General features: G+C 64.0%; 27 protein-coding genes. 5 read left to right on the forward strand and 22 right to left on the reverse strand.

The annotated features are described in order from the left end of the window. Positions 1–16: 16 nt before the first annotated feature. The 8 genes from DQG19_RS13470 to DQG19_RS13505 form a co-directional block, all read right to left on the reverse strand. Positions 17–586, reverse strand: a complete 570-nt coding sequence (locus DQG19_RS13470) for a DUF1349 domain-containing protein (protein ID WP_116126782.1) — start codon at positions 584–586, stop codon at positions 17–19. A gap of 149 nt (positions 587–735) precedes the next feature. Next, positions 736–1557, reverse strand: coding sequence for an oxygenase MpaB family protein (locus DQG19_RS13475; RefSeq protein ID WP_116126783.1), 822 nt, complete (start codon positions 1555–1557; stop codon positions 736–738). 262 nt (positions 1558–1819) lie between these two features. Continuing rightward, entirely contained in the window at positions 1820–2668 is an 849-nt protein-coding gene (locus tag DQG19_RS13480) for a GNAT family N-acetyltransferase (protein ID WP_116126784.1), read from the reverse strand. 20 nt (positions 2669–2688) lie between these two features. Further along, entirely contained in the window at positions 2689–3429 is a 741-nt protein-coding gene (locus DQG19_RS13485) for an SDR family NAD(P)-dependent oxidoreductase (protein ID WP_116126785.1), read from the reverse strand. Positions 3430–3507: 78 nt separating this feature from the next. Further along, on the reverse strand, positions 3508–4158 hold the full coding sequence (locus DQG19_RS13490; protein WP_116126786.1) for an SDR family oxidoreductase: 651 nt from the start codon (positions 4156–4158) through the stop codon (positions 3508–3510). Between the two features lie 64 nt (positions 4159–4222). After that, on the reverse strand, positions 4223–4816 hold the full coding sequence (locus DQG19_RS13495) for a dihydrofolate reductase family protein (RefSeq protein WP_116126787.1): 594 nt from the start codon (positions 4814–4816) through the stop codon (positions 4223–4225). A 184-nt stretch (positions 4817–5000) separates the two neighbouring features. Continuing rightward, positions 5001–5864 carry a sugar phosphate isomerase/epimerase family protein gene (locus DQG19_RS13500; RefSeq protein ID WP_157974502.1) on the reverse strand — a complete coding sequence of 288 codons (864 nt, stop codon included), beginning with the start codon at positions 5862–5864 and terminating at the stop codon, positions 5001–5003. A 50-nt stretch (positions 5865–5914) separates the two neighbouring features. Continuing rightward, positions 5915–7009 (reverse strand): Gfo/Idh/MocA family protein, encoded by a 1095-nt coding sequence (locus tag DQG19_RS13505; RefSeq protein WP_116126789.1) that lies wholly within the window; start codon positions 7007–7009, stop codon positions 5915–5917. A gap of 247 nt (positions 7010–7256) precedes the next feature. Here DQG19_RS13505 and DQG19_RS13510 point away from each other — a divergent pair, with 247 nt between their 5' ends. Next, complete coding sequence (locus DQG19_RS13510; protein WP_116126790.1) at positions 7257–8291, forward strand: alpha/beta hydrolase; 1035 nt, start codon at positions 7257–7259, stop codon at positions 8289–8291. A gap of 93 nt (positions 8292–8384) precedes the next feature. Next, on the forward strand, positions 8385–9179 hold the full coding sequence (locus tag DQG19_RS13515) for an SDR family NAD(P)-dependent oxidoreductase (protein ID WP_116126791.1): 795 nt from the start codon (positions 8385–8387) through the stop codon (positions 9177–9179). Here the strand turns inward: DQG19_RS13515 and DQG19_RS13520 are convergent. From DQG19_RS13520 to DQG19_RS13545, 6 genes are all read right to left on the reverse strand, one after another. Further along, positions 9169–9534: a glyoxalase gene (locus DQG19_RS13520; protein ID WP_116126792.1), complete on the reverse strand. Its 366-nt coding sequence runs from the start codon at positions 9532–9534 to the stop codon at positions 9169–9171. The genes DQG19_RS13515 and DQG19_RS13520 overlap by 11 nt on opposite strands. 13 nt (positions 9535–9547) lie before the next feature. Next, positions 9548–9979 (reverse strand): PaaI family thioesterase, encoded by a 432-nt coding sequence (locus tag DQG19_RS13525; protein ID WP_116126793.1) that lies wholly within the window; start codon positions 9977–9979, stop codon positions 9548–9550. A 106-nt stretch (positions 9980–10085) separates the two neighbouring features. Further along, entirely contained in the window at positions 10086–10997 is a 912-nt protein-coding gene (locus DQG19_RS13530; RefSeq protein ID WP_116126794.1) for a hypothetical protein, read from the reverse strand. Position 10998: 1 nt separating this feature from the next. Further along, positions 10999–12450: an MBOAT family O-acyltransferase gene (locus tag DQG19_RS13535; RefSeq protein WP_116126795.1), complete on the reverse strand. Its 1452-nt coding sequence runs from the start codon at positions 12448–12450 to the stop codon at positions 10999–11001. A 79-nt stretch (positions 12451–12529) separates the two neighbouring features. Beyond that, the gene (locus DQG19_RS13540) at positions 12530–13921 is read right to left on the reverse strand and encodes a glycoside hydrolase family 27 protein (RefSeq protein ID WP_116126796.1); all 1392 of its coding nucleotides are present in this window, start codon (positions 13919–13921) and stop codon (positions 12530–12532) included. Between the two features lie 73 nt (positions 13922–13994). Continuing rightward, positions 13995–14651: a histone deacetylase gene (locus tag DQG19_RS13545; RefSeq protein ID WP_116126797.1), complete on the reverse strand. Its 657-nt coding sequence runs from the start codon at positions 14649–14651 to the stop codon at positions 13995–13997. Here DQG19_RS13545 and DQG19_RS13550 point away from each other — a divergent pair. Beyond that, on the forward strand, positions 14637–15332 hold the full coding sequence (locus tag DQG19_RS13550; protein ID WP_116126798.1) for a DedA family protein: 696 nt from the start codon (positions 14637–14639) through the stop codon (positions 15330–15332). The genes DQG19_RS13545 and DQG19_RS13550 overlap by 15 nt on opposite strands. Here the strand turns inward: DQG19_RS13550 and DQG19_RS13555 are convergent. The 4 genes from DQG19_RS13555 to DQG19_RS13570 all read right to left on the reverse strand — a co-directional run bounded on the left by DQG19_RS13555 (position 15239) and on the right by DQG19_RS13570 (position 20473). After that, the gene (locus DQG19_RS13555) at positions 15239–16156 is read right to left on the reverse strand and encodes a sugar phosphate isomerase/epimerase family protein (protein ID WP_116126799.1); all 918 of its coding nucleotides are present in this window, start codon (positions 16154–16156) and stop codon (positions 15239–15241) included. The two genes, DQG19_RS13550 and DQG19_RS13555, sit on opposite strands and share 94 nt — an antisense overlap. Positions 16157–16246: 90 nt before the next feature. Next, positions 16247–18637, reverse strand: a complete 2391-nt coding sequence (locus tag DQG19_RS13560) for a glycosyl hydrolase family 95 catalytic domain-containing protein (protein WP_116126800.1) — start codon at positions 18635–18637, stop codon at positions 16247–16249. 20 nt (positions 18638–18657) lie between these two features. After that, positions 18658–20025 carry a D-arabinono-1,4-lactone oxidase gene (locus DQG19_RS13565; RefSeq protein ID WP_116126801.1) on the reverse strand — a complete coding sequence of 456 codons (1368 nt, stop codon included), beginning with the start codon at positions 20023–20025 and terminating at the stop codon, positions 18658–18660. A gap of 22 nt (positions 20026–20047) precedes the next feature. Continuing rightward, positions 20048–20473 (reverse strand): hypothetical protein, encoded by a 426-nt coding sequence (locus DQG19_RS13570; protein ID WP_116126802.1) that lies wholly within the window; start codon positions 20471–20473, stop codon positions 20048–20050. 71 nt (positions 20474–20544) lie between these two features. Here DQG19_RS13570 and DQG19_RS13575 point away from each other — a divergent pair, with 71 nt between their 5' ends. Further along, complete coding sequence (locus tag DQG19_RS13575) at positions 20545–21204, forward strand: MBL fold metallo-hydrolase (RefSeq protein WP_116126803.1); 660 nt, start codon at positions 20545–20547, stop codon at positions 21202–21204. Positions 21205–21281: 77 nt separating this feature from the next. Here DQG19_RS13575 and DQG19_RS13580 read toward each other — a convergent pair whose 3' ends face one another. The 3 genes from DQG19_RS13580 to DQG19_RS13590 form a co-directional block, all read right to left on the reverse strand. Next, positions 21282–21728, reverse strand: a complete 447-nt coding sequence (locus DQG19_RS13580) for a hypothetical protein (RefSeq protein ID WP_157974503.1) — start codon at positions 21726–21728, stop codon at positions 21282–21284. Positions 21729–21854: 126 nt separating this feature from the next. Continuing rightward, positions 21855–22457, reverse strand: coding sequence for a hypothetical protein (locus tag DQG19_RS13585; RefSeq protein WP_157974504.1), 603 nt, complete (start codon positions 22455–22457; stop codon positions 21855–21857). A 19-nt stretch (positions 22458–22476) separates the two neighbouring features. After that, complete coding sequence (locus tag DQG19_RS13590) at positions 22477–23919, reverse strand: amidohydrolase (protein ID WP_116126843.1); 1443 nt, start codon at positions 23917–23919, stop codon at positions 22477–22479. Between the two features lie 117 nt (positions 23920–24036). Here DQG19_RS13590 and DQG19_RS13595 point away from each other — a divergent pair, with 117 nt between their 5' ends. Further along, positions 24037–24957, forward strand: a complete 921-nt coding sequence (locus DQG19_RS13595) for a Gfo/Idh/MocA family protein (RefSeq protein ID WP_116126806.1) — start codon at positions 24037–24039, stop codon at positions 24955–24957. Here the strand turns inward: DQG19_RS13595 and DQG19_RS13600 are convergent. Next, entirely contained in the window at positions 24954–25472 is a 519-nt protein-coding gene (locus DQG19_RS13600; protein WP_116126807.1) for a DUF1648 domain-containing protein, read from the reverse strand. The two genes, DQG19_RS13595 and DQG19_RS13600, sit on opposite strands and share 4 nt — an antisense overlap. Positions 25473–25547 lie beyond the last annotated feature (75 nt).

Genomic DNA, 25547 nt, shown 5'->3' on the forward strand with positions numbered 1-25547 from the left:
GACGTCGGGCGCGGAATCAGTTACGTTCCGGAAAGCCCGTGAGTATGACGTCGCTCAGAAGAATATCTTCGACGCGCACCTGACAGCCCGTTCCCCGGGGAGACTGCGCACCGAACCCGACGGACAGTCGCGAATCCATAGAGAGTTTGAAGGAGTCCACCAGCTTCCAACCGTAGGGTTCCAGTGAATAGTACAGGTAAAACTGGTCGCCCCGGCGTACGATCCGCAGGTAACAGCTCTGGACGTGAAGACAGTCTCCCAGCGTATCCTCCGACCAGCCGTCGGTCCGGCGGGAGACGATCCGGCAGCCCCCGTCCGCTTCCCGGCGCAGGGTGATCTTCACCCACCGTTCCCGATGCTCCCGTACCATTAAAAAAGCTCCGTCCTCGGGCTGATCGCCCCACAGAATCACCCGCGCGGAAAGGGAAAAATCGCCTTCCTGGTGGACGCAGCAGAAAGCGGCATTATCCAGTGCGATGGCCCCGGGCTTACGTATAAAGTTGGATCGGGCAGGTGCACCCACTTTTACTATTCCCTCCTCCACGGCATAATCACATGGATTCAGGGGAACTACGTCGTTGTGCATGAGCGTGTCAGATACAGGAATTTAATTCCCCGAATATAAACCGGTGATACCCAATTTGCCAGCTTAGCCCGCGAAAGGGTAAGCGAAAGACATGAGGCCAGCCGGCGTCATGCGTTTCACGCGAAGGACGAACGCCCCGGGTTCGCGACTTAGTGCGCGGACGGCTGCCCGGCGGTGCGGGTAGGCAAGCGGTCAAGATCGTCGATCTCGCGCTTATAATCCGCTGGAAGAATCAGGGCCTTTATCGCCCGGTCCAGCCCGATAGCATGGCTTGCCTTGTAAAGCATGAGCACCGGCCCCAGTAGCGAAAACCTGCGCAACCCCAGCAGGTCGCGTACCCGCTCCGGCACGATCAGAGCCTGGGCCTCCCGTAGGAGGAAGTAGCGTACCGGCCCCAGGTGCTTGCGGTACTGACGGTACAGATCGACCGTATAGTCACTTCGGACAAGGTTTGCCTGCAGGTGTTCCCGGCGCATGGCCTGCCAGGCCGGGAAGTCGTCGGGCAAACCCCGTACGCCCATCCGGGAACCCACGCGGTGAAAGACGGTGAAAATCTCCCGCCGTTCGGCCTCCGACAGTGGCCGCTCCAGCACCTCGTATGCCCGGATCGAGTAGTCGATCAACATGAAGAGTACGTCGCGGTAGGCCCAGTCGGGAATGCGCCGGCCACGCTTCTCTTCCACGACCGCGTGAATAGCCGCCATACTGTCAATGGCCCGCAGGGCCACCTCCCTGCGCGCAAAAACGATGGTCCGGGCATAGGATACCGTAGAAAACAACCTTCCCAGGGGATCGGCCGGCAACCGCCCCGTGAAGTAGAGCCAGTCCACCGCCTTATTCACCGCGAACTCCGCGGCCGCGCCGGCAAAGATGAAAAGGATGGTATCGCCCTTGCCCCAGATCTCCCGGACGATAGAGGTCGGAGCGACAAAATTTTCGGCTTGCTGATGCTGGGGGAGGGTGTTCGTCATCGGACGGAGCGGTTGAGTAGGCACAGGAATAAATCAGTACTACGCAAACGTTACGAGAATACAAAAAGTGCTTTTAAAATAAAAGTTACTTATGCGCCCAGCCACTGGGAACTCGTTTGCGTCCGTTCGCTGCGGTGCCAGGCCCTGCGGATGCACGTGGCAAAGCTGGTCTTGACCAACAATAGGAGTAGTTCGCCACGGGGCCTGAAACCTGCCGTATCCACCTGCTACGTAACGGCAATGCCCGCCGGCAATCCCCAGCTCACCGATACTCGAAGCGGGTCTGCAAAACGGGATTGATGGGTCGGAACCCGATCTTCTGGTAGATGCTGTTGGACACCGGATTGCTCAGGTCGGTGAACAGCGAGCAAAAGCTATACTCCTCCAAAAGCAAATCACTCAACCTGGCGACGCAGCTGGTCGCGTAACCTTTCCCGCGGTGTGCTTCCGGGGTGTATACGGGCCCAATGGTGATTCCATTGCGCGTGGGCCGCACCCACCCGGCCAGGGAGACCGGCGCTTCCCTTTCCCACACGTATAGTGCGCCCTCCAAGAGCTTCCTGTCGGTCAGCTGGGCAGCCTCGACTGCTGATATGGGTTCCACCGCCTCTGCGTGAAACTGTAGCATCCACTCCCTCAGCAGTTCACGATCTGAATCTTCCGCCCGCCGAAAGCGCCCTGGAGCTACCGGGACGGCGGTTACCGTGTCCAGCCGGTAGACCATCTCGCGCACTTCCACGATCGGTTGGGCACCTGCCTGCCTCGCCCACGCTTCGCTGAAGCGGGCAACGGTTTCCTTCGGCCCGATAACCCCCGGAATCCGGATACCCTCCGCGACCAGGTACGTACAGAGCTGGCGTACGAATGTGGTAGCAGCTCCCGGCCTCGCGTACAGGATGATGTTGCGCGGGGGGGTCCGTAGCGCGGCACCGATACATGCCTCCCCTGCGTGTACGGAGACCAGCAGGGGCGGTGCTTCCCCATAGTAGGTCCTATCGCCGGCTAGCGTAGTTGCCAGTCCGAGGATCAGGTTGTTCTCGGCTTCCCGCTCCTCCAGCATGCTGCGGGTCGCCGCTAAAAAGGACCGGGCGGTAGGGTGTGCTTTCATCATAGCCTTCGACAATTTATCTCTCAGCCGGCCTCCGGAAAACGCACACCGGTTACCTGTTCACATTGGTTGATCAGTTCATTCTGCTTACCGGGGTCGCGGGCGATATCCTGCAGTTGCCCGTCGCCCTTATGGTAGAGGTAACGCCCCGAAGTACGTGCTTCGGCCGAGGCGCCTTCCGCCAGCCATACCTGCGTGGCGTACCCCTGTTCGAGGTCGTCGGGGGCCCCCTTCCCGCCCATCTTGGTCGGCACCCAGCCCGGATCGATGGCGTTGGACCGGACCGCCGGCCACCGCCGGTCAACGGCCAGTGCGAAGGTAGCGATGAGCAACTTGGAGTCGGCGTAGGTCATATCGGGAGCGGCGGCGCCCAGTTCACCGGCTTTCCACTTCCCCCAGGTGTGGTCGTTGGAGCTGAGATAGATCAACTGCTCCGGTGGCTCCATCAGGCAGGTCAGCAGGTAGGGTGCCAGTACGTTGACGTCCGCAATAGTGCGGCCGTCGGTGCGGTAGACCGCCGCATTATGCATGACGGTAGCAAAGGGGCCGACCGCGTTGGCGTCCCGGGCCAGTTGACGAACGGCTTCCAGGTCGGACAAGTCGGCCACCAGAACGCCGGCCGCACCGGGCAGAGCTGCGCGCGCATCCGCGGCGCGGCGGTCGTTGCGGGCGTGAAGGTATACGTAGTGCCCGTCCAGGATCAGGGTCCGGGCGGCCATTTGACCCAGTCCGTCGGTGGAGCCGGTGATGAAGATGCTTGACATAGTGGCGGGTTGAGTACAGCAGCAGGCAGTAGGGACGGTGTGCATCCACTGCCCAGTACCAAGTGGGGTGGTTCGTTGCTAGAGCGCGGCCAGGGCCTCCGCGATCGGCGTATCCCCCCGGTTGAAGGAAATGACCTTGCCTACGGTCGCCTTCGTGCGCAGTACCTCCACGATCGTACGGGCTACGTCGGCGCGGGGGACGCTCTTGCCGTCGTCGGGCGACTGGGTGTTGATCCTGCCGGTACCGTCCTCGTCCTTCAGCGCCCCGGGACGCAGGATGGTGTATTCGAGCCCGCTGTCCTGCAACATCCGGTCGGCGTAGTGCTTAGCGACGTAGTAGGGCTTCATGTCGGGGTTGGTCCATTTGCTGCGGTCGCCGGCGTGGAGGGCGCTGACGATGACGAAGCGCCGTACGCCCGCTTGTTGGGCGGCCTCCATGGCCTTTACGGCTCCGTCGAGATCGATCGTGAGGGTCTTGTCGGGGCCGGTACTACCGCCCGATCCCGCGGAAAATACGATGGCGTCTACCCCGCCCATCTGGTCTGCCAGGACATCTACGCCGTCTTCCAGGCTGGCCAGGCGTGCCTCGACGCCCTTGTCCGCGAAGAGCGATCGCTGCTCCGCCTTCCGGATCAGGGCCAGGGGCGTGAAATCGGACGAATCCGCCAGTTGGTCGGTGAGCAGCTGCCCTACCTGTCCGTGGGCGCCGATGATGAGTACGTTCTGCATGATATATGTAGGTTGGGTATATCCCGCTAATGGATTTGACCCTCCCAAGGTTGGGTTGTTTCCCTTAACTGACGGGCAGGCTGGCTGTCTTGTGCACCGCGTAGTGCTGGCGGATGAGGCCCGACTCGTAAAAGCGGGCCTGCAGCAGCTCCAGGTTGAGCGGCGGCTCGTCTTTCGGAAAGACCAGCCGTCCATCGCCCAGGGCCACGGGCACGACCACGAACCACAGCTCGTCTACCAGACCCGCCCGCAACAAATCGTGGGTCAGGCTGAGGCTGCCCCAGATCACGATGTCGCCGCCCGGCTGCTCCTTGAGCCGGCGAACCGACTCCACCCCCTCCCCGGGCATCACCTGTACTTCCTTACCCTTGGGCCACGGGGCCACGGTGAGGGAGTTGGAAACGACCATCTTGGGGGTCTGATTCATGAATTCCGACAACGGCTCCTTTTTCGAGTCGGGGGTCGGCCAGAATTTAACGAACAGCCGGTAGGTTTCGGCCCCCAGCAGGATGGTATCCACGGGTTCAAGCAACTTCACCTGCTCGACGGCTTCGGGACTGTCCGGGGCCACCACGTCGGCAAAAAAATCAGTGGAGCCATACTTATCCGTTGCGTATCCATCGGCGGATACGTAACCTTCGTAAATCAATTTTCTCATAAGCCGGATGATTGTCGGCCGTCCCGCTACGGGAGCGCCAAAACTTCTAACATGACACCAGATAACCAAACTTAGTTCCCAAGGTTGAATTTTGCGAATCCGCGCTCCGTTTTAGTGGCTATTTGGTTACGAGCGGCACGTCGCCGGGGATAAAAATCGGGCACTCCACGGCACCCAATTTGCCCTACCGGTACACCGAGGCAACCTGCCGGTACAGTTCGGCGTAGGCGGCGGGTGCCTGTTCGGCCAGGTCGTCCCAGCGGCACTCCAGCATCAGGTTGCCGGTGTAGCCCTCTTCCTTCAGCGCCCGCAAGTAGGGGGTGAAGTCGTCGCCGCGTACGCCCGGTGCCGTACGGTCCTTGCGCTCTGCGATCTCGGAGTAGACGGCGTACTCCCCTACCCCGCGAATGTCGGAGGCCGGCTGCTTGTCCTTCAGCATATGGTAAATATCCACGCAAAGGCGCAGGTTGGGGTGATCCACCGCCCGCACCACCGCCAGGGCTTCCGGCACGCTGGTGATGAAGTTGCACTCGGTACTGTTGAGATTTTCCAGGACCAGCGTGATGCCGTACCGACCGGCGACCTCCGCTACCCGCCCCGCGAGGTGGATGAACTGGGCCGTGGCGCGGACGCGCGAGAACCCGTCGGGCAGGGAACGGGAGCCGCAGCTTCCCCAGGTGATTACGGTGAGGTCCAGCGCCTGCGCCCTGCGGAGCACGGTATCGACGTAGCCCAGTATCGCCTCCTCATCCACGTTGGGGCCGACCACCTTCAGCTCTCCCGGAATAAACAGGTTGGACCCGTAGAGTGGAATAGCCATATCCTGGCTTTTCCGTTGGTATTCCGCGAACTCGGCTTCCGACACCCGGCGCGGCGACAGGATCCGTTGGGTACTTTCGAGTACGTAGCTGAAGCCCGCCGCGGCGAGCAATTCCGCGTTCTCCAGGTCAGTCACCACCCCGATGGCGGGCAGCTTGCTTTCCTGGCCGGACAGGGTGAGGAGCGGAGCGGCAAATAAGAGCGGAAATAACAGGCAGGTCAGACGCATGCCCTTAATGTACTGCATTTCGGACGTTCCCCGCACCTGCGGCCGCGTCCCTACTTCAGTTCTACGGTCCGGCCGCTCTTGGCGCTGCGCACGGCCGCGTCCAGGATTTCCACCACGGTGACGTTGTTGGCGAGGGCGGAGAGGTCGGTGGGCGCCACCTCAATGTCGCCCCGGACGACCGCGGCCAGAAAAGCGAAGGGATTATCGTAGGGCGCGGGCCGGTCCTCCAGGGTGGCGGACCGCTCATCGTAGCCGTCGTAGCCCTCGGCCATCCGTACCCGTAGGTCGTGTCCGTTGTCGGCGTAAACGGCACCGGTCAGGCCGTAGATCTCCAGGTCCTTGCGCCCGATCGGCCAGTTCCAGGAGGCCTGCAGGATCGCCACCGTTTCGGGGTAGGTCAGAATGATGATAGCCTCATCGTCGACGCGCGGGTTATTCTCCGGCTGTTGTTGCTGGGTGACGGCGGTGACGGAAACGGGCCGGCGTCCGTCCATCAGCCAGGTCATCAGGTTGGCGCCGTAGCAACCGAAGTCGATGATGGCCCCGCCGCCGTTGAGTTCCGGATCGGTGAGCCACTCCAGGAACTCCGGATCGACCCCGATCTTTTTCGGGCCGCGGTGGCCGTCGCGTACCACCACCTTACGGATATCGCCGATGAGGCTATCCTCCTTGACCAGGGCGTAAGCGCGGTGGTTGGTGGGGTACCAGGTGGTTTCGTAGTTGGTGAGCAGGTGGATGTTGTGCTCCTCCGCCAGGGCCCGCATCCGCTCGGCGTGCTGCAGACTGACCGCCAAAGGTTTCTCGACCATGACGTGGATGCCGCGCGGCGCGCAGTACTCCACGATCTCCAGGTGAGCATAGATAGACCCGAAGGCCGTCACCGCCGCGGGTTCCCGGGCGGCAATCATCGCTTCCAGGGTCGGGTACACCAGTGCCGGATCGAAACCGTACTGCTCCCGGTAGCGGTCTACAAGGGTATCGTTATCCTCGACGATGCCCACGATCTTGATGTCGCCCCGCCCCTCGCTGTTGAAGATGCCGTGCACGTGCGAATGGGTCAGGCCCACCACGCCGACGCGGAGGGGGTCGTCCTGGCCGTAAAGAAGGGACATCGGCAGTAATAGCATGAGTAGTAAAGTGCGCATGATCGGAAAGCTTGGGTCAGGGTAAGGTAGTCCATCCGGCGGGTACGCGGGTGCGGGGAAAATCCGGCAGCCGAAAGCAGGCGTGGGGGGTACCGAACTGCCCGACACTACGGATAGGGGACGGGCCTATGACCGGATAAAAGAAGATCATGGTTAAATTGCCCCACCTTCCACTCCGGAACGGCAGTAGACGCGGTGCAGCGCTTTGTCCTGCGGCGCTTCCTTGCCGATCAAAACGTCCCCGCCCGTGCGCCTGCTCCTCCTGCTCTTTGTCCTGTCCGCTACCCTGACCGCCCAGTCCGGCGGGCGCGTGATCGTCGATTCCCTTTCCTCGAATGCCCTGGCGAACGACTTCGGCGAAAAGACCACGCGGGCGCTGTCCGTATACCTGCCGCCCGACTACGATGCCGATCCGTCCGTCCGCTATCCCGTGGTCTACTACCTCCACGGATTTCTCAACGATCACACCCTGACGCCCGGCATGGTGGACGTGCTCGACTACGCCATCGCCGCGCAGAAGATCCCTCCCTTCATTCTCGTCGTGGCCGACAACCGCACCCAGATCGACGGTAGCTTCTACAGCAATTCCGCCTTCGGCAGCTGGGAGGATTTTCTGGCCTACGACCTGGTCGGGTACATGGACGAGACCTACCGTACCCTGCCCGCCCGCGAAAGCCGGGGCATCACCGGCCACAGCATGGGCGGCTACGGCGCGCTGAAGCTCGCCATGCGCCACCCGGAAATATTCAGTAGCGTCTACGCCCTCTCCCCCGGCGCCCTAGCGATCGTGGGCGAATACGGCCCCAACAGCAACACCTTCCGGGAGCTGGCCGCTATCGAGGACATGGACGGGATGATGAAGTCTTACTTTCCGAAGGTGATGGTGGCCTTCGGCCGGGCCTGGTCGCCCAACCCCGATAATCCGCCCTTCTACGTCGATCTGCCCTTTGAGTACGTGCGGGACAGCCTCGTCACTCACCCCGAGGTGCTGGCGCGCTGGCAGGAAGAGCTGCCCGTCCACATGATCGAGGGCCATCTTGATGCCCTGCACGCCCTCACCGCGATCAAGTTTGACTGGGGCCGCAACGCCGGCACGCGCTTTACCCGGCAGTGCGAGATGTTCAGCCAGCGGCTGGAGAACGCCGGCGTCACCCACTACGCCGAGGAATACATCGGCACCCACACCAGCGACATTTTCACCCGGCACGGGCGGGTAGCTACCGATATGCTGCCCTTTTTTGCCGATTACCTGTCGTTCGAACCGACCGGTACCGGGAAGTAAGGCGACACCCCGGAAACCTCCAACGCCGACCGGCTGTACTAGTGGAAAGAACCCACGAAGCTGCCCGGCAGCTTCGCTAACCTGCTTCCCCTTATGGACCTGAAACTCACCGACAAAACCGCCCTCGTTACCGGTTCCACCGCCGGCATCGGCCACGCCATCGCCCGTCTGCTCGCCCGGGAGGGAGCCGAGGTGATCATCAACGGCCGTAACGCCACCGACGTAGAGCAGGTGGCCGGCGAATTGCGCACCGAAACCGGCAACGAACGGGTACGGGGTATCGCGGCCGACTTTTCCAAGCCCGGGGACGTTGACCGCCTGCTGCGGGAGCAGCCCGACCTGGATATTCTGATCAATAACGTCGGCATCTTCGGCGAGGTCCCCTTCGCGGAGATTACCGACGAGCAGTGGATGCAGGTATTTGACGTCAACGTGATGAGTGGGGTCCGCCTGGCCCGATATTACCTTCCCCGCATGCTGGACAGGAACAGCGGGCGCATCATTTTCATCTCCAGCGAGTCGGGTGAAAATATTCCCACGGAGATGATCCATTACGGCGTGAGCAAGACCGCCCAGCTGGCCCTTTCCCGGGGCCTGGCCCGCCTCACCAAGGGCAGTGACGTAACCGTCAACAGCGTACTGCCCGGCCCCACCATGAGCCGCGCTAACGAGCAGTCGCTGCGCGAGCAAGCCGAGGATAGCGGCAAATCACTGGAGGAGGTCAAGCAGAACTTCATCGACGAGAAGCGGCCCACCTCCCTGATCCAACGCTGGGCCGAGCCCGAAGAAGTTGCCAACCTGGTAGCCTACGTGGCCAGTCCGCTTTCCTCCGCCACCAACGGTGCGGCCCTGCGGGTCGACGGCGGCGTGGTGAACTTCATCGTATAGGGAAGAAGCAGCCCACGTGCCAGAGGATCCCGGAGGGATCGTGCAGAAAGAATTCCTCCCCCCACTTCTCGGTGCGCATCGGGGAAATACGTACCCCGGCGAAACGTTCGGGCAATTTCAGCTCCAGCCACGCCTCACGGATCGCTGTAGGGTCGGCTACCTCGTAGAAAATCATTGAGTTTTCGATCCATTCCTTGACGAAGGCATCCTGCAGGTAAAAGCCGAGCTCGTCCGCGATCCGGTAGTAGGTAAGGCCGGGCCCGATCTCATTACCAGTGAACCCTAGGGTACGGTAGAAGGCGCGGCTCTGCGCGTAGTCGCGGGCGCCGAGAAAGGGACGTAGGGAATGGGGCATCGGGACGGTGGATTCACCGGGCAACGCGTGGGATGAGGTTGGCGCTGCCTCGGACCAGTACGCGGCTTTCGTCGGTGTTCCAAACTTCGCCGGTCCCGAGGACGTGGCGGCGTCCCCGTTTGGTGAGGTGACTGCGGACGATCACGTCCTCCCCGGCCATCGCCGGGCCCAGGTAGTCGACCGAGAGATTGAGGCTTACGTAGAAGACCGGATCGGGCAAGGTGAAAAGGGTGGCCCCAATGATGTCGTCGATCATGGCCGCCGATACGCCGCCGTGGAGGGTCTGGCCGGGGTTGAGCATCTCTTCGCGTACGCGGATCCGGAAGGCCAGTGCGCCCTCCTCGACCGACAGGATAACGGGCCGCAGCCAGCGCATGAAGGGCGAGGGGGATTCCGTGGCTTCCTGTCCGATCTGGGACCGGAGCCGGGCAATGGCATCGTGCATGCTGCGTGCTTAGGGGTAAAACGGCTAAGGTAGGGCAAGGCAGCCGTACGCCCGGCGGAGCGTGAACACGTATCGGGATTGTCTTTTTGTGGCACCCGGATCGCGGTCACCGCCCGCGCAGCTGTGTTGCGGACGCCCGTATCCATTCCGCGATCCGCCGCGTGGACCGCGCGCCGCTGTCGGGCGTTAAGTGCAATCCGTCGTGGTAGGTGTAGCTACCGTTGTCCGGACTCATGTCGAGATATTGCACCCCGGGAAACCGGTCGACCAGCCCCCCGATGCGATCGCTGAAGTCGGGCATCAGGCTCTCCTCAATGGCCATCATTTCCGTACTCACCGGCAAACGGACCAGGTACACGCGCCCGTGGCGGTCAAGCAATGAAATAATATCCGCCAGGCTCTCCAGCCGGGCCGTCGAAACGCCCAGGGTGGCACCCAGCGAGCGGTAGCCCGCCAGGGTGAACGCGGTACGTCGGGCGGTTGCGGCCTCCCCCGCCCCGAGCCGTACCTCCAGCCAGCCATCGCGGTGTAGCACGGCCGGCGATTGCCGTAACAGGATGTTCAGGTAGGGGCGCTCGAGGTAGTGGACCAGGTAAGGCAGGTTCGGCCGGGCGGTGACGGAGGGCAACTGTTCCAAAAAGGCGGTCCGCTCCGGAAAAGCGCTGGTGTCGCTCCCGACGGCCGCGATTCCCCAGGGGTCGACGGCGAGTACGAATACCCCTCCGTGGTCGGAGGCGCGCAACTTCTCCGCAATGCGGCGCGCGTAGGTGGATCCGTAGGGACTGACCGAGAGCGAGAAGGAGAAGTTCAGAAATTCCCGGTCGAGCGCTGCACCGAGCACGTCGGGGCGGATGCCCTGTCCGGCCTTGCTGGTCCCCAGGACAAGGTTGGGAGCCGGCGGGCCGGAGATGCGGTAATAGTACGGGTCCGCGTAACCCACGTCCAGGGAAAAAACGGCTCCCGCTACCGCTGCTACGGCGAGTAGGAAAAATAGCAGGTGAAGAAGGAAACGCTGCATATCAGAACTGAAAGTAAATAAAGGCCTGCTCCTGCTGCCCAAGGAGTAACACGGCCACGGCCAGCAGGAAGCATACGGCCCAAGCGATCCGCGGCCGGCAACTACGCACCGGCAGCAGCGGATAATCGCCCTCCCGACCCAGCCACTCGGTAAGCAGTAGTGCCCCGACACTCAGCAAGCACAGCGCCGCCTGTACCTTCCCCACGCCGTAGACATAGGGTACGGCAAAGGGGTCCGTAGTAAATATGCGCGTGAGGTAGGCCGCCGCCGCACCCAGCGTGGGCGACCGGAAAACGACCCACGCCAGCGTGACTGCACCGAAGGCCAGTCCCATCCGGATCGTATCGACGGGACCAGGCCACCACCGCCCGGGGGCGGCGGGACCGAGAAAGCGGCGGTTCCGCCCCCGCAGCAACAAGGGCAGGTAAAGCACGAAGTGTATAAGGCCCCAGACGATGAACGTCCAGTTCGCGCCGTGCCAGAGCCCGCTTACGAGAAATACGACGAATACGTTGCGTACCGTAATCCGCAGCCCCATCCGACTGCCCCCTAGGGGGATGTACAGGTAATCGCGAAACCAGCGGGTCAGGGAGATATGCCACCGGCGCCAGAACTCCCCGATGTCCCGCGCGAAGTAGGGATAGGCGAAGTTCGTTTGGAGCCGGAAGCCGAAGAGACGCGCCGTACCCAGGGCCATGTCGGAGTAGCCGGAAAAGTCTCCGTAGATCTGGAAGGAAAACAGGACCGCCCCCAGCAGGAGCGTACTGCCCGAGTAGTCGGAATAGTCGGCAAAAACCAGGTCCACGATCCGGCCGCAACTGTCGGCCACCACCACCTTTTTGAACAGCCCCCAGCAGAAGAGCTGCACCCCCAGTAATCCGTCCGCGTAGGAAAATACGCGCCGGTGCCCAAACTGCGGCAGCAGCTGACCGGCCCGCTCGATCGGCCCGGCGACCAACTGGGGGAAGAAGCCGACGAAGGCGAAGAAGGCCACCGCATCACGCGCCGGCGGCAGGGTGCGGCGGTACACGTCAATGGTGTAGCTGAGCGTCTGGAAGGTGTAAAAGCTGATCCCTACCGGTAGCACGATGGAAAGCGTCGACCCGCCGGGCCTGTAGCCCAGGAACGTAAAGGCACTGGCAAAGGCGTCTGCGAAGAAGCCGAAGTATTTGAAGGTAAACAGGACGCCCAGATTCACCAGCAGCGACAGCCCCAGCCATACCCTGCGCCGCCCCGGATCCTGCGTGCGCCCCAGGGCCCGGCCGACCAGGTAATCCACCGCCGAGCTTCCCGCCAGGAGCGCCAGGAAACGCCAGTCCCACCAGCCGTAGAACACGTAACTCGCGGCGAGCAGCAGGGCATTCTGCCAACGAATGCGGGACCCGGGAATCGCCCAGTAGGCGAAAAATACCAGGGGCAGAAAAACGGCGAAGTCCAGGGAGTTGAACAGCATCGGCGCTACGCAACTGGCCGCCGGCGGGCGGAAGCGGGGCTAGCGGGGCGGGGCAGCGGCGGCATACGGCAGCGCCCCCTTAGTTGGCGGTCCCCAGCTGGTACAATCCGCTGGCGTGCGGACCGAAGGTGCGACCAAAGGTGGTAGTGGCCTCCCCGAGCGACTCGCCGGTCCACAGATCGGTGACGGCCACGGAACCTAAAAGGCCGAGCTCCTCCAGGGACACCTGCACCTGCGTTTCCGCCTCGTCCGAACGGTTGAAGAGGGCCAGGTAGACCGTACCGTCCGTCGGGTGACGGGAGGTGATGGCCATGCGGTCGTCCTCCAATAGCAAGAGGCGGACGCCGGTGGCCTCGGCGTGCATCTTTAGCACAGCTTCGTTGGTCAGCAGGGAATTGGTGAAATCGTCGTTACTCGGCAGGTCACCACCGAAGAAGAGGGGCGAACGGAAAATGGTGAACAACGACATGAGGGTGTACTGCTCGTCCTGGCTGAGGTTGGCCATGCGGTCGTCGCCGCGCTCGCCGCGAATGGACAGCCGCCCCAGGGGGATCATGTCGCAGTCGGGCCAGGTACCGCCGCCGATGTAGTCGTACCAGCCTTCGGTGACCGACATCAGGTTGTCGATGTCGCCCCAGTTGTCCCACACGTCGTTGACCATCCGCCACATATTGGCGTGGTTGCTCACGTGCTCGGCATACTCGACCGGCGTGGGGCCCGGGGAAGTGCTCAGGACCATGGCGCGGCCCGTCTGGTCGATGGCCTTGCGGATCAGTTCGATCTCTTCCTTGTGGTAGATGGGCGCGGAGAGGTCGTCGATCTTGATGAAGTCGACGCCCCAGGAGGCATACAGGTCCATGATGGAGTTGTAGTACTCCTGGGCGCCGGGCTGGTCCGCTACGATGGTGTAGTTGTCGCGCAGCCACTGGCACTGTTCGTCGGTGGTGTAGATCTGGTCCGCGGTGATGCCGTCGGCGCCGAGAATGGGCAGTTTTCGCTCTACGGCTTCCGTGGGTACGCCCCGCATGAGGTGGATACCGAACTTCAGCCCCTTTTCGTGAACGTAATCGGCCAGGGCCGTGAAGCCGTTGCCGTCCGCCGCGGAGGGAAAGCGGTTGGTGGCCGGCAGGTAGCGGCCGTATTCGTCCAGGACATAGATCGGGTCGGTCTGGTTGTAGCCGTGCCGCTTGGTGTTCTCGACGAACCAGCGGATGTCGACCACGACGTACTCCCAGCCGAACTCCTTCAGGTTCGCCGCCATGTAGTCGGCGTTGGCCTTCACCTCATCTTCGCGGACGGTGGGTCCGTAGGAGTCCCAGCTGTTCCAGCCCAGGGGCGGGGTGGCGGCCCAAGCGCGGAAGGTGGTATCGGCGGACGGCGAAGAGGGGGTGGCCACATCCGCCGAAGCGGTGTCGCGGCCATCGCCGCAGGCCAGGAGTAAAAGAAGAAGAAAGAGCGAAAGGATTCTCATGATCGGTGGGGATACGGTCCGGCGACAGCGACGGAAAAGAAAGTACAAGTTACAATATTTGTTAATTAGACAATTAATGCGGCTCCCCGGCCAGTCGCGCCCGCAGCTCTTCCTCCGACCAAACGCCGCGGATCCCCGGGACTTTCGCGAGGTAGGCGGCCGACTCCGCCGCCCCGTACCCGTGGGTTTCCCGCAATCCGTCGACGATCGTGAGCAGGTAGGGCAGGCTTGGCGGGTTGACGTCCGCCGGATGGTGGTCCGCGCTGGTGAAGGTGAACGTCGGGTAGCCTTCGCTATCGCCCAGGTGCAGCAGGCGCCCGTACCAGGCGCCCCGCCGCACGTCCTCCTTCCCGTTTCGGACCGCCGCGTCGTAGTCGACCATGAGGGGGTCGGTGATGCCGCATTCCTGCCGGATGATATCGGTCAGCTGGCCGATGGTGATGAGGTACCGGCGGCCCAGGGTCATGCCGGGTGCCTCCCCCAGGAAGGCTACCCCCCCGTAGCTCCACGACCGCGAGCGGCGGGCGAAATAGAGTTGCCGGGGGATGCGCAGGGGGGCATCCGCCAGCGGTTCCGCCGGGTCGCTGCAGCCGGGTTGGGTAACCGCGGAACCCCGGGGGCGACCGCCGGTGAGGTAACAGCCAAAGCGGTCGCGTTGCATATTGGAGCCGTAGCTTGCGTACCATACGCGGGCCCGGTCGTCACCTGATAATTTTTGCTTGGCAGGCATTCCTTACTGATCTATCTCGGCATTTTTTTCGGCTGCTTCTTCGAGGGGGAAGTGGTGCTGATCTCGGCCGTGGTGGCGGCCCACCGCGGTTATTCCGACCTCTGGCTCGTCTACCTTTTGGCTACGGCTGGCGTATTCGCCTCGGACTGCCTGTACTGCTACCTGGGCCGTACCCGGGGCCGCAGCCTGCTCGAAAAGCGGCCCAAACTGGCCCGCAAGGTAGACTGGATCGAGCAACGTATCGACCGCCGCCCTACCCTGGTGCTGCTCACGTACCGCTACCTTTACGGCTTCCGTACCGTGACGCCCCTCCTGCTCGGCAATACCAGCATTCCGGGCCGCACCTTCTACCTCCTCAGCTTACTGGGCGTGGTGGTCTGGGCCGCCCTGATCACGGCCTTCGGTACCTACCTGGAACGGCTCTTCGGCGCGGTGGACCACTACGAGAAATACCTGTTCGGCGGACTGCTCGCCTTCGGCTTGCTCTACGTGGCCGGACAGGCCTACCGGGGCCGCTACCGCCGGCAGGTCGCGGTACTGGGCGCCTTCCGCCACCCGTACCCCGCCGGACCGGAGCGCGGACGGGACTACTTGAAGCCGAGCTCGTCCAGGCCCGCGTGGCTGATCTTGATCGCTTCCATCGGGGTTTCGTCGAAGGTCATGTCCTGCTCGACGAGGTAGAACTCCATGCCCGACTGATCCTTGGCGGCCAGGATGCGCGCGAAATCGATCGATCCGGTGCCGACGGGCGCGAAGCGGCCCTGGTCGTCCATATCCTTGACGTGCCACGATTTGAAGCGGCCGGGGTACTTTTCGAAGTACTCGACCGGATCGGCGCCGGCCTTGGTGACCCAGTAGAGGTCCATCTGGAAATTAAGCTCGTCGGGGTTGCTGTTCTCCAGGAAGTAGTCGATCGGAACGATGCCCTCCGCGGATTCCTTGTATTCGAAATCGTGGTTGTGGTACAGCACCTTTACCCCTTCGGCGGAAGCCTTGGCGGCGATCTCGTTGATCATATCGGACGCGTCGGCGATCGTACCCTTCATCCCGAGGGTACGGGTGGCGGGATCGAAGGTGAAGAGCCCCTCGGGCGGTACGGGGATCACGACGTACTGGAAGCCGGCAGCCTTGGCATCCTCGGCCTGCTGGGTGGCGTTCTCCCGCGTCATGCCGCTCATGTGGGTGCTCATCGGGGTCAGACCGACCTCGTCGAGGGCCGACTTGAATTCCGCGGGCGTCATGCCGTAGAATTTACCGTTGTCGTAGCCCGCCGCCTCGATGTAGGCGTAGCCGTCGGCGGCCACCTCCTGTAGCACGGCCATGGGGTCCTTTCCCATCGTGTCGCGCAGGGTGTAGAGGGCTAGTCCGCCGAAGTCGGTCATACCGCTGGTCATACCCGCCTCATCGGCGGGGGTGGCGGTTCCCGTTTCGGACGCGGGTCGATTACCTCCGCAAGCCGCGGCGAAAAGTAGAAGCAGGAGGGACAGGAAGGGATAAATGCGCATGATCGCTGAATTTTCGTCAAGAATAGGCTATATATCGTTATTGCCACAGTCGGGCCGCGATAATTTGTCGGGCCGGCCAGCCGGGTGATCCTAGAATTCCAGGGTTTGCCGCTCACCCGGACCCAGCCGGACCACCTGCGCCGCGCCGTCGTAAACGACCGTGGTTTCCCCGCCGCGGCGGGCGGTCAGGGTCGCCCGCACGGCACGCCCGTCCTGCCACTCCAGCGCCACCTCGAAGCCGCCGCGGGCCCCGAGCCCGGATACCGAGCCCGACCGCCAGGCGGCGGGCAGGGCCGGCAATAAGGTAATAGTATCGGGGGTAGACTGAACGAGCAATTCCAGTACGGCGGCGGCTCCGCCAAAGTTACCGTCGATCTGGAAGGGCGGGTGGGCATCCAGCAGGTTGGGATAGGTGCCGCCGTGGCCCGCGCCGACCGGGGGTACGTAGCGCAGCAGGGTGCGGTACATCCGGTACGCCCGGTCGCCGTCGCGCAGGCGTGCCCACAGGTTGATGCGCCAGCCCTTCGACCAGCCGGTGGTTTCGTCGCCCTTGATCTCTAGGGACTGCCGCGCGGCGGCAGCCAGGGCGGGGGTGCCCCCGGGGGTGATGTGGTGGCCCGGATGCAGGCCGAAAAGGTGCGTCTGGTGGCGATGTTGCGGGTCCTGGTCCTCCCAGTCGTAGTACCACTCCTGCAGGTTACCCGCCGCTCCGACCCGGTACGGGTGCAGGTCGCCGTTGACGGTCGCTACCCGGTCGGTGAAGGTGTCGCGGACACCCAGCGTGGCGGAGGCGGCCAGGAAATCACCGAAAAGCTCCCGTAGCATCGCCAGGTCGGCGGTGGCCCCGTAGAGGGTGGATCCCTCGTAGCCGTCGGGCGTGACGTACTTGGCTTCCGGCGAGGTGGAGGGCGAGGTGATCCAGTGGCCCGCCGTATCGCGCACCACCCAGTCCACGCCGAACTCTACGGCTCCCCGCAGGAGGGGATAGGCGTATTGCCGCAGGTAGGCGGTATCCTGGGTGAAGAGGTAGTGCTCCCAGAGGTGGGTCGCCAGCCAGACTCCCCCGAAGTTCCAGTTGGCCCAATTGGGGTCCCCCTCGCCGTAGGCCCCCACGGGGTTACTCATGGCCCAGATGTCGGAGTTGTGGGCGGCCACCCAGCCGCGGGTGCCATAGTAATCGCGGGCCGTCACGCGGCCGGTTTCGGCGACGTTGCCGATATACTCCAGCAGGGGTTGGTGCAGGTCGGAGAGGTTGCCGGGCCCCGCCAGCCAGTAATTTTCTTCGGCGTTGATGTTGAGGGTGTAGTTGCTGCTCCACGGCGGGCGCATCAGGTGGTTCCACAGTCCCTGCAGGTTGGCCGGTACGCCCGGGGTGCGGGAACTGGAGATGAGCAGGTAGCGGCCGAAATTGAAGTAGAGTTCTTCCAGGGCGGGATCGGCCGCGCCCGTAGCGTACCGCTGCAGCCGTTCGTCGGTGGTCAGGTCGGGCGCGGTGGACGGACCCAGGTCAAGCTCGAGACGGTCGTAGAAGGAGCGGTAGTCGGCCACGTGCCGCGCGTAAAGCTCACCGTAGGAGCGCTCGCCGGCGGCCCGCAGGATAGCGGCCGCGGCAGCCCGATCGTCGCGGCCGTCGGTGGCGGGGTCCCGGTCGAAACCGTTGAAGCTGGTGGCCAGGGCGACCAGGAGGATGGCCTCGTCCGCTCCGCTGATGGTGAGGGTACTGTCGGTACGGCTGACCTCACCGCCCCGCTGCCGCACGTCGATCAGGCCGGTGAAGCGGGTCCCCCGGTCGGCGGCGTACTGTATCGCGTCGTCGCGCTCGCCGCGGTAGTTGGGCTCGGCGTTGTAGGGCGCGTAGCCGTGGGCACTCAGGCGGTTGCCGGCGGTCGTCACCGTGTGCCGCAGCAGGCTCGTGAAACCCACCGTGGCCGTAACGCCGCCGGGACGGTCGCTGCGCAGGCGGACCACCAGTACACTGTCAGGATAGGAGACGAAGTAATCCCGGCTCAGCGCCGCACCGCCCGACGAGTACGTCACCGCGGCCGCGGCACCATCAAGGTCCAGCGTACGCCGGTAGTCCGTCACGGCGTCGGCGCCATCACCGAAGGTGAGCAGGAGCGTGCCGAGCGGGGCGTAGGACTGCGAATAGTCGCCCTGCAGCTTGCGGTTCAGGCTGTCGGCGGCCCGGTAGTCCTCCCGCGCCAGGGCGGCGCGTACGGCGGGCAGGTAGGTGTGGGCGTCGGGGTTAGCGTGGCGGTCGACGGGCTCCCCGGACCACAGGGTCAGCTCGTTCAAGTACAGGGTGTCGGTACCCGTCCCCCCGAAGACGGAGGCACCCATTCGCCCGTTACCCAGCACCAGGCTCTCCTCGAAGTACCGCGCGGGGGCATTATACCGGAGCAGGTGATCGGGCGCCGTCGCTTCCTGGGCAAGGAGACATCCAACGGGCAAAAGGCAGAAAACAAAAAGCAAGGACTTCATAAAGCAATTTTGGGGCGTGCCTATACGCCGTACACCGTCCGGTCCAGGTAGTCGTTGCGGAAGGCACCCGCCGGATCGTACCGCCGCGCCAGGGCCACGAAGTCGTCGAACTTCGGGTAGCGCTGCCGTAGCGTATCCGCCTCCACCGTAAACACCTTGCCCCAGTGGGGCCGCACGTCGAAGGGCGCCAGGGCCGACTCGATCGCGGGGAGCAACGCCCGGACGGCCTCCTCATCCTGCTTCCAGGTGAAGTGAAGGGCCACCGAGTCCCGCTGGTAGGCCGGACTCATCCAGAATTCGTCGGCCTTGATGGTCCGTACCTCGCTGACCAGCAGCAGCGGTGCGATCCGCTCGCTCAGTCCGCGCAGGGCCCGGAGGGCGGCCACGGCATCGGTGCGGGCCACGAAAAACTCGGACTGCAGTTCCTTGCCGGCGCTGGGCGTGAAGCCCATGCGAAAGTGCGGCAGCCGGTCGTACCACGGACCCGGCACGCCAAGCTGGGCGGTGGTGTTGACGGGGTCCAGCCCCGCGATGGGGTGCATTTCCTCGGTCGCGGCGCGGGCGCCGTACCATTCGGCCGGCAGGTCGTCGGCCTCCTCGTCCGTGCGTCGTTTTACCCAGACCTCGCTGATCGTGTCGCCCCGGTAGTCGGTAAACAGGCTCACGCTGTAGCCGCTCGACATGATCGCGTCGAAGTCGGCGTCCAGCCGCGCGTTCGGAAGATCGAGGTAGATGTCCTGCCGCACGTCGAAGGTGGGCTGTAGTTCCAGCGTCAGGCTGGTGATGATGCCGAAGGCGCCGAGCCCCACCGCCACGGCGGGAAAATTGGGGTGATCGCGGTCCAGCCGTACCAGCGTGCCGTCCGGTTTGACCAGCTCGAGGGAGAGCACCGAGGTGGCCAGGTTGCCGTTGGTCACCCCCGAGCCGTGGGTGCCCGTAGCGCAGGCACCGGCTACGGTGATGTGGGGCAGGCTGGCTAGATTGTGGACGGCGAAACCCCGCTCGTGGAGCATTACGCTGAAGTCGCCGTAGCGGGCACCGGCCCCCACCGTGAGCAGCGACTCTACCTCGTCGAGCTCGATCACCTGGTCGAGTCCGCGGGTGGAGATCTGTACGTCCGGGCTGTCGGCGATGTCGTTGAAGCAGTGGCGCGAGCCAAGGGCCTTCTTGCGGCCCCCGTCCCGGAGCAGGGCCTGCAAATCCGCTACGGTTGCGGGCGTACCGAGCGTGTCGGCGCGGTACACGTAGTTGCCGGCCCAGTTGGTGCGGGCGGCGCGGGTCTCGGAAGCGATGGCGGTTGATTTTCGGGTGGAGCAGCCGAACTGCGGAAGGACGAGCCCGCCGGCCGCGGCGGCCGTGGTGAGTTTGAGAAAGTGGGAACGCTTCATGGTTGCAGTGCTGATCGAGGGCTCAACTTACGACATTCCGGTTCCGGAGTTCTGCCAGCCGCTCCGTCTCGTTGACTTCCACGACGCCCAGGATGGTCAGGTGCCCGGCGTAGTCGCGCACGATGTAGCGCGTGCGAAAGTCCGTCAGGCGGGCACCGGTCGCGTCAAGGAAGATCCACTCCATCTCCACCAGCCTGACCACCCCGTTGATGGGGCTGTCGCCGATCAGGCGGTGATCGACGGTCCGTACGCCGAGCTCGTCGTAGCCCCGCAGGACCAGCTCGCAGTTGCGCAGGAAGCCCGGCCGGTCGAGGATCACGGACTCCCCCGTCGCGGACAGGAAGGTGGCGGGAAAGGCGTACATCGCGGCTATCTGCAGGCTGTCGGAGGTGCTGAAGTAGGCGGCGTAGCGATCGAAGAAGCGAATAATGGCGGGGGGTAGCGGCATGGGCGGCAAAATACCAACCTTTCGCCGGCTGTCGCAGTTGGTCGGGTAGCCACCCACTCCCCCGCCCCCCGATGAAGATCACCAAGTACCTCCACTCCTGCCTGCTGCTTACCCTGGAAGACCAACGCCTCCTGTTCGACCCCGGCAGCTTCTCCTTCGCCCACGGCGAGGTTTCCCCCGCGGACATTCCCCCGATCGACTACCTGGTCATTACCCACGACCACCCGGACCACCTCTACTTCCCGGCCGTGCGGGCCTTCGTGGACCGCGACGCGCCGGAGCTGATCGCTAATGCCGAAACGGCGGAAAGGCTCCGCGCGGAGGGGCTTCCCGTTACCGTGGTCGCCGAGGGGGCTGCCCGCTTCGGCGCCTTTGAGCTGGAAGCCCTACCGGTGGACCACCAGCCCATCCTGGCCGATCACCGGCCGCAGGTAACCGCCTTTCGCGTAAACGGTAGGCTGGTCAATCCGGCCGATTCCTTCAGCGACGACCTGTTGCGGTGGAAGGGCTGCGCGCTCCTGTGCTGCCCCGTCCTGGCCCCCTTTCTCACGGAGGTGGATGCCTTTGCGTTCATGGAACGGATGGCCCCCGGAGCCGTACTTCCCGTTCACGAGGGGTACGCGAAGCCCTACTTCGTGGAGGCCCGCCACGCCAACTACCGCACCCGCCTGGAACGGATCGGGATCGGATTCCACGGCGTCGTGGCACCCGGCGGCAGCGTAGAGGCCTAAAACGCAACAGGCCCGTACGGAATGTACGGGCCTGCCTGCGTGAAAACGCGTTTAGGTGAATGCGCGTAAGCGGGGGCTTACTGCTGCTCGCCGACCAGCGTTTCGGCCTGGTCGACCAGCTGCTGGATCTCGGCGCGGTCGGTGGCCTCATCGTTGCGCAGGCGGTCGGTCACGTCGTCGAGTTGCTCGATGACGGCCTTCAGTTCCTGCTGCCGGCTGTCTTCCAGACCTACGGCTTCCGTTTCGAGGGCGGAGATGGCCATCTGCATGTGGTCGGCGGCTTCGGAGGGGTGCGACTCGTCGAGGCTGGTGAAGACCATATCGAAGTGAGCGGCGGACGAGTTCTCATCCATCGCGACGGTCTCCTCCATACCGGGGGCGGCTTCCGTGCTCATGGGCTGGCTGCCCAGGTCCATGTTGGGGGAAGTCTGCTGCTCGGTGGGGATATCCGTAGAATCGGTGTTGGCGTCGTTGCAGCCGAAAACGATGATGCCCAGCAGGGCGGAAAACATAAGTTGCTTCATGATAGGTAGCATTTGAAAAGCGAATCACCGCGCCACCGCACACCGGTGCCGTTGTGATTCCCCTATCTGACGTAAGCCGTTTGGCGCGTCACATCCCGGAACCAATTTTTTTAAGAAATAATTTTGTTAACAATCTACCCGGCCCGCCTTCCAGTCGGCCACCCGGTCGGAATCCGGAAATTTGGCGGTTTCCGGTACGGTTACCTCCGTGTTGGGCAGCGTTTCGGGGTCGGGATTGTCGGCCCAGTCCTGTTCCTCGTAGGTCTTGACCAGCTTCCGGATGACGCGCCCACCGGACACGTAGTACCGGGTATCGGTGTAGGTGCTCTCGTAGCTCGGCTCACCGCCGGGTGCCGTTACCGGGCGGAACTGCTCGTCCTGCACTAGGGCAAACACCAGCCTACCGGCCGTATCGAAGTACAGCCGTCGTGTCGTAAAGGCATGGCCGGTGCCGGTGGTGGCCCGCATCATCCGTACCCGGTCGCCGTCGAAGTAGCGGACCAGGAACAGTTCCCCGTCCTGCTGCCGGCACGTCTCCCGCAGGGTATCGGCCCGCAGGGTGCCGGCGTCGAGCACGGCCTGCACGGCGGCGTAGGTCTGCCGGATGGAGTCTACCGGATCGGACGGGGCCGGCGGCACGGCTTCACCGGCGGAAGCGGGTTCGGCGGGGCCGCAGGATGCGAGGGCCAGCCCGAGAAGGAAGGCCAGGCAGGTTTCGGTCCGCTTCATTTGCTCGTCCCCATTCATCCTAGTTCCGGTAGTCCAGGGGTGGCTCCCGGTCCCCCAGCAGCGCCTGGTATTCGAAGCCCGCGCCCCGGGCCTCCAGCAGTTCGGCGCGGGCGGCGGCGAGCGCTGCGGGATTCTGGAAGAGGTCCATGGCGGTAAGCGAGAGGGCTTTCGCCGCTACGATCATGCCTTTTTGCCCGATCGAGGTGCCCCCCGCCGCGATCGCCTGCCAGCTGTGGGCGGAGGTACCGGGCACCCAGGTTGCGGTGCGCAGGCCCACGGTGGGCACCACCCAGCTCACGTCGCCCACATCCGTCGACCCGCCCTGCCCCTTGCGGACGACTCGGAAGGTGTCAACGGTCGCCGCGGAGGCGATATCGGCACTACCGGCGTCGGTAAAGGTGGTGGCGATGTCCTCCGCGAAGGCCCGCTCCTCGGAGGTGTACTCGACACCCCCGACCTGACTGAGCTTATCGTACATGATCCGGCTGAGAGTGACGTTCGGCAGCAGGTTGTAGGCGCCGTGGATGACCTCGTAATCCATGGTGGTACCGGTGCCCAGCGCCGCACCTTCGGCGCACTTGACGACGCGCTCGAAGTTGTCGGCGGCGACGGCCATGTCGGGGTGGCGCACGTAGTAGAACACCTCCGCGAAATCGGGGATGACGTTGGGCGCGTTGCCGCCCTTGGTGATGACGTAGTGGGTACGGGATTCCATCGTCATGTGCTCCCGCAGCATATTGACCATGACGTTCATGGCTTCCACGCCGTCGAGGGCCGACCGGCCGTTCTCGGGAGCCGAGGAGGCATGGGCCGACACGCCGTAGAAGCGGAACTTGGCCGATTTATTTGCCAGGGACGAGGCCGCGTCGGCGGAGTTCCCGTCGGAGGGGTGCCAGTGGATCACGGCATCGACGTCGTCGAAGAGGCCGGCGCGGACCAGGTACACCTTACCGGCACCTCCCTCCTCGGCGGGGCATCCGTAGAAGCGCAGCGTCCCCCCAACCTTATTGGTTTCCATCCAGTGCTTGACGGCGATGGCCGCGGCCGCCGATCCGGTACCGAAGAGGTGGTGGCCGCAGGCGTGGCCGGCGTGCACGTCGTTTCGCTCCTCCCGGGCGGGACTGTCGGTCTGGGTAATCCCCGGCAGGGCATCGAACTCCCCGAGCAGGCCGATGGTGGGCCCGGCGCCCGTGGTGAAGGTGGCGGTAAAGGCCGTCGGGATGTCCGCAACCCCCGCCTCTACCGTAAAGCCCGCGTCCCGCAGCGTTTGCTGAAGCAAGGCGGAGCTTTCCGTTTCCTGGTACCCCACCTCGGCAAAGTCCCATATTTGCCTGGCAACCCGGAAGTAGGCGTCGGATTGCTGGTCGAGCTCCTGCAGCACCTCGCGCTCGGCCGCAGTAAACTGGGCGGCCAGTGGGAGGCAAAGCAAGAGCGTCAGGATAGCGAATAAAGTAGATCGCATAGCGTACGGTTGGTGCGTGAGGTAAAGGAAAGGCATGGTCCCCCGCCGGGCTCCCCGTGCACAAATTACGTAAGCCTGCGTACGTCTTCAAGCCCCGTGGCCCCCAATCTCCTCCCTATGCCCCACCCCTCTCCCCTCCGTATTGCCCTGATCGGTCTCGGCGATATCGCCCAGAAAGCCTACCTGCCGCTCGTAGCCAGTCACCCCGGCATTTCCCCCCTGCTCTGCACCCGCGACCCCGCCGTACTCGAACGCCTTGGCCGGCAGTACCGGATCGCCGACCGCTTCACGGAGCTGGATGCGCTGATCGCGCACCGCCCCGACGCGGCCATGATCCACAGTTCGACCGACAGCCACGCCGCAATTGCGACGCGCCTCCTGGAGGCCGGTATTCCCGTCTTCGTCGACAAGCCGCTGACCGCGGACCTGGCGACCACGGAGCAAATACTCGCCCTCGCCCAACGGCAAAACCTGCCGGTCTTCCTCGGATTCAACCGCCGGTACGCGCCCCTGGTAAGCGCCCTGCGGGAGGAAGCCGATCCGATACAGGTCACCTGGCACAAGAACCGGGCCGCCCTGCCCGGCGAGCCGCGCGATTTCGTCTTCGTGGACTTCATCCACGTACTGGACGGTCTGCGCTTCCTGGCGCCCGGTCCCGTCACGGACCTGCACGTACACGCGCGCCGGCGTGGCGGACTGCTGGAAAGCGTACAGGTCCGCTGGACGTGTGGCGACTGCCTGCTCACCGGCGGCATGAACCGGGTGAACGGCGTGACGGAAGAGACCGTCGACTACTTTACCCCGGGCAATAAATGGACGATCCGGGAACTGCACGACGGGATACGCTACCGCGACGGATCCCAAAGCCCGCTGGGCTTCGGCAACTGGGCCCCCACCCTGGAAAAGCGGGGATTTGCGGCCATGGTAGACGACTGGTTCGCCACCGTACGCAAGGGCGGCTACGATGCGGCCTACGCCGACGACGTACGCGCCACCCACGCCCTGTGCGAGGAGGTGGTAGCGGCGATCGGGGCCTAACGTTCGGTGGGCGGCGTCTCGGCGCGGTGGCGCTGCGCGAGGTAGAAATAGTAGCCCGTAGCCCCGACCACGGTCACCAGTAACAGGGGCGTGAACCAGCCTCCCAGCCCCTCGGCTTCCCCCTGGCTCGTCTCGATGATCGTGTAGTGCAGGTACGTAAGCGCCAGCAGGATGACCGCCAGCAGGGTACGGAGCAGGCGGGTTGCGATCCGGTACTGATACTCCGCGTTGTCGGCAGTGATCCGCACGGGGTAGTTGAAGCGGTGGGGCCGGGTGAGCAGCCACCGGAAGAACAGAAACAACAGCACCCCCATAGCGGGTACGATCCAGAAATAAAGCCGCGACCCGTAGTCGTCGGGGCGACCCCGCACGTTGAAGTGAATGGGGATGGTTTCCGGCACTTCCGCGTAGCCGACCACGGCAGTGGCCAGCAGAAGGATGAGGCTGATGGTAGCAATGGCATTCAGCCACCGGTCGGCGGCCCGGGGGGCAAGTTCAAGTTTGGGGCGTGGCATAGTGCGGACTACTCGGGTGGGGCGGCGGGGCCCCTGGTGAAAAGATAGCCGCTTTTCCCGACCGGTGATAGCATA

This window comes from Lewinella sp. IMCC34183 (genome assembly GCF_003390915.1).
In the GTDB taxonomy this organism is placed as follows: domain Bacteria; phylum Bacteroidota; class Bacteroidia; order Chitinophagales; family Saprospiraceae; genus Neolewinella.